Here is an 11,512-nt window from a genome sequence, read left to right as displayed (position 1 = left end):
CGCTTCGGCCCTGCCGCGCGGGAGGGCGCACGCGGGAGGGCAGCCGGAGGGCACACACTCGGCGGAGGCCACCTGACGAGGGCCACCGTGACAAGGGAGAGAAGACGGATGGACGACACGTACACGTACGACCTGCTGGTCGTGGGGTCCGCCAACGCCGATCTGGTGATCGGGGTGGAACGCCGTCCCCGCGCGGGGGAGACGGTGCTCGGCTCCGACCTGGCCGTCCATCCCGGCGGCAAGGGCGCCAACCAGGCGGTCGCCGCCGCCCGTCTGGGCGCCCGGACCGCGCTCCTCGCGCGCGTGGGCGACGACGACCACGGACGCCTGCTGCTCGACAGTCTGCGAACGGCGGATGTCGATGTCTCCGGGGTACGGACGGGCGGTGCGCCGACCGGGGTCGCCCTGATCACCGTGGACCCGTCCGGCGACAACAGCATCGTGGTGTCGCCCGGCGCCAACGCCCGGCTGACGCCCGCCGATGTCCGTGACGCGCTGCCGGCGCTGCGCTCCGCGCGGGTGGTCTCCGCGCAGTTGGAGATCCCGCTCGACACGGTCGGCGAGGTGGTGCGGCTGCTCGGCCCCGGCACCCGGTTCGCGCTCAACCCGTCACCGCCCGCGCCCCTGCCGCCCGAGGTCCTCGCGGCGTGCGACCCGCTGATCGTGAACGAGCACGAGGCCCGTGTCGTCCTCGGGGACACGGGTGAGGGGGCGGCCGGTGAGCGGCCGGAGGACTGGGCCCGGGGACTGCTGGCCCTGGGGCCGCGCTCCGTCGTGATCACCCTGGGCGCGGAGGGCGCCCTGGTCGCCGACGCACGCGGGACGGCACGGGTGCCGGCGGTGCCCGTGTCGGCGGTCGACACCACAGGGGCGGGGGACGCGTTCACCGCCGCCCTCGTCCGACGGCTCGGCGCCGGGGACGACCTGCCGACCGCGGCGGCCTACGGGGCGCGGGTCGGGGCCGTCGCGGTGACCCGGCGGGGTGCGCAGGCGTCGTTCCCGACGGCGGACGAGGTCGCGCGCGCCACCGCCGGGTGACGGGACGCCTGAATGGGGTGCCGGGGTGCCGGGGTGCCGGGGTGCCGGGGTGCCGGGGTGCCGGGGTGCCGGGGTGCCGGGGTGCCGGGGTGCCGGGGTGCCGGGGTGCCGGGGTGCCGGGGTGCCGGGGTGCCGGGGTGCCGGGGTGCCGGGGTGCCGGGGTGCCGGGGTGCCGGGGTGCCGGGGTGCCGGGGTGCCGGGGTGCCGGGGTGCCGGGGTGCCGGGGTGCCGGGGTGCCGGTCGGGAGGCTACGGCGGGCCGGTCGCGTGCCGCAGATAGCGGTCGACGGTTTCCGTCAGGACCTCACGGCCGTCCCTCGCCCACAGCGAGTCACTGAACAGCTCCACCTCGACGGGGCCCGAGTATCCGGCGGCGTCCACCCGCGCGTGCCACTCGCGCAGGTCGATGACACCGTCCCCGAGCTGACCGCGTCCGTTGAGGACACCTTCGGGCAGCGGGGTGACCCAGTCCGCGAGCTGGAAGGCGAACACCCGGCCCGACTCCCCCGCGCGCGTGAGCTGCGCGGGGGCCCGGTCGTCCCACCACAGGTGGTACGTGTCCACGCATACGCCGACCTGCCGGGCGGGAAAGCGTTCGGCGAGGTCCAGGGCCTGCTCCAGGGTGGACACCACGCAGCGATCGGAGGCGAACATCGGGTGCAGCGGCTCGATCGCGAGCCGTACGCCACGGTCGGCGGCGTACGGGGCGAGCGTGTGCAGGGCGGCGGCGACCCGTTCCCGGGCGGCCCCCAGGTCGCGCGCACCGGGCGGCAGCCCTCCGGAGACCAGGACGAGCGTGTCGGTACCGAGCGCGGCGGCCTCGTCGACGGCGGCGCGGTTGTCGGCGAGGGCGTCAGCCCGCGCCGAGGGGTCGGTCGCCGTGAGGAAGCCGCCCCGGCACAGCGTGCTCACCGTGAGGCCCGCGTCCCGCACCAGCCGGGCCGTGGCCTCGACCCCATGGGCCCGTACCGGCTCGCGCCACAGACCGACCGAGCCGACCCCCGACGCCACGCAGGCGTCGACCAGTTCGGGCAAGGACAGCCCGCGGACGGTCATCTGATTGAGGCTGAACCGGGCCAGGGCAGCGGTGTCGGAACGGCGCCGGGAAGGGCCCTGGGCGCCCGTGTGCGGCTCCGGCGCCCCGGCTCCGGGGTGGGAGGCCGGTCGGGCGGTCATCGCTCGACCCCGTGCAGGGTCAGGAGGGTCCGCATCCGGTGCTCGGCGAGACCCGGGTCCGGGAACAGGCGCAGACCGTCCGCCAGTTCGTAGACCCGGGCGAGGTGGGGCAGGGACCGTGCGGACTGGAGGCCGCCGACCATCGTGAAGTGCGACTGATGTCCGGCGAGCCAGGCGAGGAACACCACGCCGGTCTTGTAGTACCGGGTCGGCTCCCGGAACAGCTGACGGGCCAGCGTCACGGTCGGGTCGAGCAGCTCACGGAACCCGGCCGTGTCACCGTCGTCCAGCAGCCGGAGCGCGATGGCCGCCACGGGCGCCAGCGGATCGAGCACCCCCAGCAGCGCGTCACTGGTGTGCGTCCCGTCGCCCGCGATGAGCTCCGGATAGTGGAAGTCGTCACCGGTGTAGCAGCGCACCCCGTCGGGCAGTCCGCGGCGCAGCTCCCGTTCACGTCCGGCGTCCAGCAGCGAGACCTTGACGCCGTCGACCTTCCCGGGGTGCGCGGCCACCACGTCCAGCAGGACGTCCGTCGCCGCGTCGGGATCGGGCGAGCCCCAGTAGCCCGCCAGCGCCGGGTCGAACATCGGTCCCAGCCAGTGCAGGACCACCGGCCGCGTCACTTGGCGGAGCAGTTCCCCGTAGAGCGCGCGGTAGTCGTCGGGGGTCCGCGCGGCGGCGGCCAGCGCGCGGGACGCCATCAGGACCGCGCCCGCACCGGCCGCTTCGACCACCGCGAGCTGTTCCTCGTAGGCGGCGCGTACCGCCGCGAGGTCGGCGGGGCCGGTGAGCTGGTCGGTACCCGCGCCGCAGACGATCCGGCCGCCGACCGCACCGGCCTCGGCGGCGGACCGCCGGATCAGTTCGGCGGCGCCCGTCCAGTCGAGGCCCATGCCCCGCTGCGCGGTGTCCATGGCCTCGGCCACGCCGAGGCCGTGCGACCACAGATGGCGGCGGAAGGCGAGGGTGGCGTCCCAGTCGATCGCGGCGGGATCGTCAGGTCCACGGTCCGCGAGCGGGTCGGCCACCACATGGGCCGCCGCGAACACCACACGCGAGGTGAACGGTTCGGCGGACTTGAACGGGGACGGGGACAGTGGCGGCGGCGGGGGCGGGGACTGGGAGCGCGGTGAGGTTCGGGGCGGGTACGCGCGCGTGGCGGGCGAGGTGTAGGGACGCAGGACACCGTCGGCTCCGGGCAGCGACAGGGTCACAGGGTCAGCTCCGGAACCTCGACGCGGCGGCCCTCGGCGGCAGACCGCAGACCCAGTTCGGCGAGCTGCACACCGCGTGCCGCCGCGAAGAGGTCCCATGTGTACGGGGTGTCGGCGCACACATGCCGCAGGAACAGCTCCCATTGGGCCTTGAAGCCGTTGTCGAAGTCGGCGTTGTCGGGGACCTCCTGCCAGTCCTCGCGGAACGCGTGGGTGACGGGTACATCGGGGTCCCAGACGGGCTTGGGGGTCACCGCGCGGTGCTGCACCCGGCAGCCGCGCAGCCCGGCGACGGCGGAGCCCTCCGTGCCGTCGACCTGGAACTCCACCAGTTCGTCCCGGTTCACCCGCACCGTCCACGAGGAGTTGAGCTGCGCGACCGCTCCGCCGTCCAGCTCGAAGATCCCGTACACGGCGTCGTCGGCCGTCGCGGTGTAGGGCTCGCCCTGTTCGTCCCAGCGGCGCGGGACGTGGGTGACGGCGAGTGCCTGTACGGAGCGGACCCGGCCGAACAGTTCGTGCAGGACGTACTCCCAGTGCGGGAACATGTCCAGGGTGATGCCGCCGCCGTCCCGCGCGCGGTAGTTCCACGACGGACGCTGCGCCTGCTGCTGATCGCCCTCGAACACCCAGTATCCGAACTCGCCACGCACCGACAGGATTCGGCCGAAGAAGCCGCTCTTCACGAGCCGCGCCAGCTTGCGCAGGCCGGGCAGAAAGAGCTTGTCCTGGACCACCCCGTGCTTGATGCCCGCCACGCGCGCGAGACGGGCCAGCTCCAGGGCGTCGTCCAGGCCGGTCGCGGACGGCTTCTCCGCATAGACGTGCTTCCCGGCCGCGATGGCCTTCTTGAGGGCGTCCACGCGCGCGGAGGTGACCTGCGCGTCGAAGTAGACGTCGATCGAGTCGTCCGCGAGGACGGCGTCCAGGTCCGTCGAGGTGTTCCCGGGGTCCAGTCCGTGTTCCCTGGCCAGGGCGTGGAGCGCCGCCTCGCGGCGGCCGACGAGCACAGGTTCCGGCCACACGGTGGTGCCGTCACCGATATCGACCCCGCCTTGCTCGCGGATCGCGAGGATCGACCGGACCAGGTGCTGACGGTGGCCCATACGGCCGGTCACACCGTTCATCGCGATCCGTAGTGTTCTGACGCTCATCGACATCCCTCCGTACCGCCGCAGGCCGGACCGGCTTGCCCGCGAACATGGACAGCAAGCGCTTTCTAAACCCGGGACACTAGCCCGCGCGGGGAGCACGTCACAAGGGCCCGCGCCCCGCCGATGCCCTGTGGTGCGTTTCGGTACCGCGCGGGGGACCGGTTCCGGTCCGGCGGAACGGACGGCCGCCCACCCGGCTAAGGTCCGGACACGGATGTGCCCACAGGGGAGTTGCCCCGACCAGGCCGGGCATGGCTCCTGATGGACCGGAGGGCAACTGGATGACGGTGACACTGGCTGACGTGGCGGCCCGGGCGAAGGTCTCCCCCGCCACCGTCTCGCGGGTGCTGAACGGCAACTATCCCGTCGCCGCGAGCACCCGCGCGCGAGTGCTGCGGGCGGTGGAGGAGCTGGACTACGTCCTCAACGGCCCGGCGAGCTCCCTCGCCGCCGCCACGTCCGACCTCGTCGGCATCCTCGTCAACGACATCGCCGACCCGTTCTTCGGGATCATGGCCGGGGCCGTGCAGTCGGAGATCGTCGGGCCCGGCGGCCGGGCCGGGGGCGAGCGGCTCGCCGTCGTCTGCAACACCGGAGGGTCGCCCGAGCGTGAACTCACCTATCTGACCCTGCTCCAGCGGCAGCGGGCCGCCGCCGTGGTCCTCACCGGCGGCGCAGTCGACAGCGCCGAGCACAACGCCGCCATGACCGCCAAGCTCCGACGCCTCACGGACGCGGGCACCCGGGTGGTCCTGTGCGGACGGCCTCCCGTCCCGGGAACCGGCGCGGTGGCCCTGGCGTTCGACAACCACGGTGGCGGACAACGGCTGACGGAGCATCTGGCGTCCCTCGGCCACCGCCGGATCGGGTACATCGCGGGACCCCCTTCCCGGACCACCACCAGGGAGCGGCTGGCGGGCCACCGGGCGGGGCTGGGCCTCGGCGAGGGGGAGGGGCCCGACGAGCTCGTCGTGCACGGCTCGTACGACCGGCAGGCCGGGTACGACGCGACGATCGAACTGCTGCGGCGCGATCCGGGGCTGACGGCGGTGCTCGCGGCCAACGACACCGTGGCACTGGGCGCCTGCGCCGCGCTGCGCGACCAAGGGCTGCGCATCCCGCAGGACGTGTCGGTGGCGGGGTTCGACGACCTGCCCTTCAGCGTGGACGCGATGCCCGCGCTGACGACCGTACGACTGCCTCTCTTCGAAGCGGGCGCGCGGGCCGGACGGATCGCGATGGGCCGGGAGGAGCCGCCGCCGGGCGGGATCGCCAAGGTGCGGGGCGAGTTGATGGTCCGGGGATCGACCGGCGCACCCCGGCGGGACGGCGCGGCGTCCCGGTGAGGTGACGTGCGGAATCGGTGGATCGTGGCGCCCTCTCACCCCGACGGGTGAGGGGGCGCCGCGTTGTTCGCGAGTTGTCCACAGGCCGTTGTCCACAGGGCTTGCCGGTGCCGGAGAGGGAGGGATACTTGACTCAGTCAATGAATTGATCGGAGCAGGAAATGCCGAGCGAATCAGCCCAGCCGACCCCGACGACCTCCCAGCCGCCCGCTTCATCCCCCACCCTCGCCCCGGCCCCTACCCCCGGCCCGGCTTCCCGGTCCGCCGTGGCCGACTTGTCCGCCTCGGCCGCCAGGTCCGCTTCGCCTGCTCCGCCGGCTTCATCTGCTTCGTCCAACGCATCCGGCTCACCCGGCGCATCCGGCTCACCCGGCTCACCCGGCTCACCCGTTCATGAAGTGCGGGCGTTCAACCGCTTCTACACCAACCTGATCGGCGCCCTCGACTACAGCCGGCACCTGCACGCCCCGTACACCCTCACCGAGTCGCGAGTGCTGTACGAGCTGGCGCACTCGCCGCGTACGGACGCCGCCGACCTACGCACGGAGCTGTCCTTGGACGCCGGGTATCTGAGCCGTCTGCTCGGCAAGTTCGAGAAGGACGGACTGGTCGACCGATCCCCCTCGGAGCGGGATTCCCGGCGCAGGCGCGTCACCCTCACCGCACGCGGGCGGGACGCCGCCGATCTGCTGGACGAACGCTCACGGGAGGTCGTCGGTTCCCTCCTCGCGTCGGTTCCGGACGGGGACCGACCGAGGCTGACGGAAGCCATGCGTGTCATCCAGGGTGTACTCACCCCCGGAGCCGAGCGGCCCGGCCGGGAGGACGTGGTGCTGCGTCCAGCGGCCCCTGGGGACCTCGGCTGGATCATCCAGCGCAACGCGGAGATCTACGCGGCGGAGTACGGCTGGAACACGGAGTACGAGAGCCTGGTCGCGCGGATCGTCGCCGACTTCGCGGGTGACCACGATCCGGACGCGGAGCGGGTGTGGGTGGCCGAGTTGGCGGGTCGCCGCGTGGGCAGCGTGATGTGTGTACGGGACGAGGCACCGGCGACTGCGCGGCTTCGGCTGCTGCTGGTCGAGCCGGACGCGCGCGGACTGGGAATCGGGGACCGCCTGGTGGGTACCTGTGCCGACTTCGCCCGGGAGACCGGCTATCGCGACCTGGTCCTGTGGACGAACGATGTCCTGAAAGCCGCGCGCTCGATCTACCAGCGCCATGGTTTCACCCTGGTCGAGGAGAAGCCTCACCACTCCTTCGGCGCGGACCTCATAGGCCAGGACTGGCGGCTCGCGTTGCACGACGCGAGACCGGAGCGGTGAGGCGGAGGTGGGTGCGCCGCCCGGGGGACGCGGGTGCTGGTGGGTGCTGGCCGACATCGGCGGGCAGTCGGTGGGCAGCCGGTGGGTGGGGTCGCGGTGGATAGGGTCGCGGGCATGAAACTGGCCTTCTCCACGCTCGGTGTGCCGGGCCTCCCACTCCCTCAGGTCATCGCGCTGGCGACCGCCAACGGCTACCACGGGGTCGAGTTGCGCGCCCATCCCGAGGAGCCGGTGCACCTCGAAATGACCAAGCGTCGGCGGGCCGAGGTCGTGCGGGAGTTCGCGGACGGAGGTGTGGAGATCGTCGGCCTGGCGGGATACGCACAGGTGGCGGCGCCCGGTACCGACGGGCCGGTACTGGACGAGTTGCGGCGCTTGCTGGAGCTGGCCGGGGAGCTGGGGGCGCCCTTCGTGCGGGTCTTCCCCGGAGCGGGTCCCGAGCAGCGGGGCGAGGAGGCGGACGCGGCGGCGGCCCGACGGCTCGCCGCAGCAGCGGAGCAGGCCGCCACGCTGGGGGTACGCATCCTCCTGGAGACCCACGACTCGCATCGCGCGGGCGTGGCTGCGGCGCGGGTCGTGGCGCGGGTGGGGCGGCCGGAGGTGGGTGTGCTGTGGGACGTGCTGCACACCTGGCTGGCCGGGGAGGCGCCCACGGTGACGCACGCGGCGCTCGCCCCGCACCTGGGCTATGTCCAGGTGAAGGACGTGGCCTCGGCCGCCGACACCACTCCGCTCGCGCTCGGCGCGGGGGTGCTGCCGCTGGCCGGGTGTCTGGACACGCTCAGTCGGGCGGGCTGGGACGGCTGGCTGTGCTGGGAGTACGAGAAGAGGTGGTACGAGGAAGCGGCTCCGCTGCCGGGGCTGTTGGGCGAGGGGCGGACGTATCTGGAGGAATTGTCGGAGGAGTCGCTGGACGCGGCTGGGTGACCCCTTCGTCCGAGGCCGCAGCCGGGGAGGGGGCGAGGGCGACGGTCCCGACCGTGGCTACGGCAACCCCGGGTGAGGGCGGGTCGGCCGGGAGCGGGTCGGTTCGGAGTGAGCCGGGCGGGAGCGGGCCGGGCGGGACCGAGTCGGGCGGGAGCGGGCCGGGCAGGGGTGAGCCCGGCGGGAGTGAGCTGGGCGGGGGTGAGCCGGCGGCCACCGGGGTCGGGGTGGTGGGGGTGCGGCTCGGGGCGAACGAGGTGGCGGCGACTCCCACGACCAGCAGGGCGGCGGCGCACCAGCGCAGGGTGCTGACCGACTCGTCCAGGAACAGCGCGGCGGAGGTCATGCCGAAGACGGGGACGAGGAGGGTGAACGGGGCCACGGTCGAGGCGGGGTGGTGACGCAGCAGCCAGCCCCAGGCGCCGAAGCCGAGGTTGGTGGAGATCCAGGCGACGAAGACGATGGCGCCCACAGCGGTCCAGTCGAGGGAACGCATGGCGGCGAGGCCGGTGGACGGGCCCTCGAAGAGCAGGGAGAGGAGGAGGAGCGGAAGCACGGGGACGGCGCTGACCCAGACGATGAAGTTGAAGGCGTCGGGTGGCGCGGCCTTGCGGGTGAGGACGTTCGAGACACCCCAGCCGGCGGCGGCGGCCACGACCAGGGCGAAGCCGAACAGGGGGCCGGAGGTGCCTTCGTCGATCGCGGCGACGATGACACCGAGGAGGGCGATACCCATACCGACGGTCCGCAGCGGCCCGGGACGCTCACGCAGCACGACAGCGGCGAAGATCGCCGTGAACACGGCCTGGACCTGGAGGACCAGCGAGGCGAGTCCGGCAGGCATGCCCTGATCCATGCCGAGGAAGACCAGTCCGAACTTCCCGACGCCCAGGACCAGCCCGACGGCGATGATCCACTTCCAGGCGACCGAAGGTCTGCCCACGAGGAAGATCGCGGGCACCGCGGCGACGAGGAAGCGGAGCGCGGCGAACAGCAACGGGGGGAAGTGGGAGAGGCCGATGTCGATGACGACGAAGTTGACGCCCCAGATGGCGGCGCAGAGAACGGCGAGACTGATGTGCGCGGGTCGCATGGATCGAGCATCACCGGCGGCGACTGTGAAGCACTAGCGATGATTACTGCATGGTTGGATGAAGAACTGCTAAATCCAGCTGGGCAGGTCGAGTCAGGGGCAGGTCGAGTCAGGGGCGGGCCGAGTCAGGGGCGGGCCGGCCGGAGACATGGGCGGGTGCGAGACAAGGAGTCCAGGTGCTTGATCTTCAGCGATTGCGCGCTCTGTACGCGGTGTCGGTGCACGGCACCGTCGGGGCGGCGGCGGTGTCTCTCGGGTACACACCGTCGGCGGTGTCACAGCAGATCGCCAAGTTGGAACGGGAGACCCGGACGGTGCTGCTGGAGCGGCAGGGCCGTGGGATACGGCTCACCGATGAGGCGCAGGTGCTGGTGGCGGCGGCGAAGGAGCTGTTGTCGATAGTCGAGCAGGCCGAGACGGAGCTGGAGGAGCGCAGAGGGGAGCCGACCGGACGGCTGACGATCGCGGCGTTCGCCTCGGCGGCGCGTGGGCTGATGCCCGGGGTGCTGGCGGATCTCGCGGTACGGCATCCGACGCTGGACACACGGCTGACGGAGGTCGACCCGCACGAGTCGGTGGACCTGGTGGCGAAGGGAGCGCTCGACATGGCGGTGGCCCATGACTGGGACATCGCGCCGCTGCCCGCGCCACCCGGGGTCGAGCAGGCCCGGATCGGGGACGACACCTGCGACCTGCTGGTGCCGAGGGGCCACCGGCTGTCGGAGCGTGGTGCGGTGCGGAGGGAGGAGTTCGGGGGTGAGAAATGGGTCTGCCAGCCACCGGGACGGGTGTGCCACGACTGGCTGATGGGCACCTTGCGGGCTGCGGGGATCGAGCCGGAGATCACGCATCTGGCGGACGAGAACCCGACATTGGTCGCCCTTGTGGAGGCGGGGCTGGGTATCGCCCTGATACCCAGGCTGGGCAGGGGCGCGTTGCCCGACGGGGTGGTGGCGATACCGCTGGACCCGATTCCCGTACGGCATCTGTACGCGCTGTGGCGCACCGGGGCGGCTCGGCGTCCGGCCATCGCCGAGATGGTGCGGACGTTGCAGGAGCACTGGCCGCGGGCAGCACGCGGCTCGGTGTGAGCGCCCCGGCCCGCCGACCTCGGCCCTGCCTTGGACCTGCCCTGGACCGCCCTGGACCTGCTCCGGACCTGCTCCGGACCTGCTCCGGCCCTGCCTTGGCCCTGCCTTGGCCCTGCTTCGGCCCGGCCATGGCCCGGCTTGGACCTGCCTTGGACCCGGTCGGCCTGTCGGGGTTCCGGCTGGCCGGTGGGTCGCGGGCCCGGTCCGACCGCGTCGACTCACGCCCGGGTCAGGAGTTCGGGGTGAAGAGGGCTGTGAGGCGGGGGAGGTGGTGGCGGTTGGCTTCGTCGTCCTCGGGGTCCCAGGTCGGGCCGGTCGGGGTGCGGGGGTGGGGTATGCGGTCGGCGGCGGCTTCGAGCGCCGCGTCGTACGAGTCGGCTTCGCCGGTGGCGCGCTGGTAGGCGTCCCGGATCAGGCCGCTGAGGGACTCGTAGCCGATCCAGCCCTTGTTGTCGCGGCTCATCCGCAGGACGACGGGCAGGTCGGCGAGGGTGTCGGGGTCCTCGACAGCGCGGGTGAAGGTGTCGCGGCCGAGCAGGATGAGGCCGTCGCGGAAGTCCATGAACCCGTCGTCGCCGCAGCCTCCCTCGACGATGTACGCGGCGTACCACAGGGGGTGGTGGTAGGCCGAGGCGCGGACCTCGCCGTGCCGCAGGCCGAACTCGACGATCTCCGTCGGCTTGAGCGCGGCGAGGAGGTCGGTCAGGGCGTCGGGGAGCGGGTCGTCCGCCGGATCGCGGTCGTCGGCGCGGTCGCCCACTGTTGTACGCGCGGTGGCGAGGATCCCCCACCAGGTGTCCAGGTCCATGCCTGCGGCTGTGCTCATGCGGGTGATCCTATGCAGGCGGGGAGCGGCCGTACCGGTCACCTGGGGGCCCGGAGCGCGGTGGCACGGGGCGTTCGCGACACGTGTTGCCTCCCGCTCGGGGGCTTGACCGGAAGTTACTGTCTGGATATCCGTAAAGCCTAGGAACGTTTCCTTCAATGGCCGGAGGTTGCGCTGGTGGTGGCCCGCCGCCCTACCGGTGGCCCGGGTCCCGTGTCCGGCGCGGTCTCGGAAGGAGCTCGCGTGACCGCCCCCCACTCCCCCGTTCCCGCTCCGGAATCATCCGTCCCGGGCCTGTCCGTCCCGGGCCCGTACGCCGAGGACTT

The 11,512-nt window shown here is 72.9% G+C and carries 9 protein-coding genes and 1 pseudogene; 5 read left to right on the top strand and 5 right to left on the bottom strand.

Annotated elements, in window-relative coordinates:
• The first annotated feature begins 108 nt into the window (after positions 1-108).
• Positions 109-1,038 (top strand): ribokinase, encoded by a 930-nt coding sequence (locus tag OG711_RS25920; RefSeq protein WP_329560732.1) that lies wholly within the window; start codon positions 109-111, stop codon positions 1,036-1,038.
• A 248-nt stretch (positions 1,039-1,286) separates the two neighbouring features.
• Here the strand turns inward: OG711_RS25920 and OG711_RS25915 are convergent, their stop codons facing one another.
• The 3 genes from OG711_RS25915 to OG711_RS25905 form a co-directional block, all read right to left on the bottom strand.
• A complete protein-coding gene (locus OG711_RS25915; RefSeq protein WP_329564029.1) occupies positions 1,287-2,093 on the bottom strand; it encodes a sugar phosphate isomerase/epimerase family protein in 807 nt (268 codons plus the stop codon).
• Between the two features lie 116 nt (positions 2,094-2,209).
• Positions 2,210-3,427 (bottom strand): dihydrodipicolinate synthase family protein, encoded by a 1,218-nt coding sequence (locus tag OG711_RS25910; RefSeq protein WP_405674071.1) that lies wholly within the window; start codon positions 3,425-3,427, stop codon positions 2,210-2,212.
• Positions 3,424-4,581, bottom strand: coding sequence for a Gfo/Idh/MocA family protein (locus OG711_RS25905; RefSeq protein WP_329560730.1), 1,158 nt, complete (start codon positions 4,579-4,581; stop codon positions 3,424-3,426). The genes OG711_RS25910 and OG711_RS25905 overlap by 4 nt, the downstream gene beginning before the upstream one ends.
• A 281-nt stretch (positions 4,582-4,862) precedes the next feature.
• On the opposite strand from OG711_RS25905, the gene OG711_RS25900 reads away from it, so the two are divergent.
• The 3 genes from OG711_RS25900 to OG711_RS25890 all read left to right on the top strand — a co-directional run bounded on the left by OG711_RS25900 (position 4,863) and on the right by OG711_RS25890 (position 8,179).
• Positions 4,863-5,927 carry a LacI family DNA-binding transcriptional regulator gene (locus OG711_RS25900; protein WP_073793787.1) on the top strand — a complete coding sequence of 355 codons (1,065 nt, stop codon included), beginning with the start codon at positions 4,863-4,865 and terminating at the stop codon, positions 5,925-5,927.
• A 398-nt stretch (positions 5,928-6,325) separates the two neighbouring features.
• The gene (locus OG711_RS25895; RefSeq protein ID WP_329560727.1) at positions 6,326-7,252 is read left to right on the top strand and encodes a bifunctional helix-turn-helix transcriptional regulator/GNAT family N-acetyltransferase; all 927 of its coding nucleotides are present in this window, start codon (positions 6,326-6,328) and stop codon (positions 7,250-7,252) included.
• Positions 7,253-7,366: 114 nt separating this feature from the next.
• Entirely contained in the window at positions 7,367-8,179 is an 813-nt protein-coding gene (locus tag OG711_RS25890) for a sugar phosphate isomerase/epimerase family protein (protein WP_329560724.1), read from the top strand.
• A 234-nt stretch (positions 8,180-8,413) separates the two neighbouring features.
• Here the strand turns inward: OG711_RS25890 and OG711_RS25885 are convergent.
• Positions 8,414-9,269 (bottom strand): annotated as a pseudogene (locus OG711_RS25885) (EamA family transporter); the annotation flags it as partial.
• Positions 9,270-9,445: 176 nt separating this feature from the next.
• Between OG711_RS25885 and OG711_RS25880 the strand changes: the two are divergent.
• On the top strand, positions 9,446-10,360 hold the full coding sequence (locus OG711_RS25880; RefSeq protein ID WP_266515722.1) for a LysR family transcriptional regulator: 915 nt from the start codon (positions 9,446-9,448) through the stop codon (positions 10,358-10,360).
• A gap of 229 nt (positions 10,361-10,589) precedes the next feature.
• Here the strand turns inward: OG711_RS25880 and OG711_RS25875 are convergent, their stop codons facing one another.
• A complete protein-coding gene (locus OG711_RS25875; RefSeq protein WP_073793792.1) occupies positions 10,590-11,168 on the bottom strand; it encodes a DUF4240 domain-containing protein in 579 nt (192 codons plus the stop codon).
• Positions 11,169-11,512 lie beyond the last annotated feature (344 nt).

The sequence above is a fragment of the Streptomyces uncialis genome (genome assembly GCF_036250755.1).
GTDB lineage: Bacteria > Actinomycetota > Actinomycetes > Streptomycetales > Streptomycetaceae > Streptomyces > Streptomyces uncialis.
This window is presented reverse-complemented; position numbering and strand designations above follow the sequence as displayed.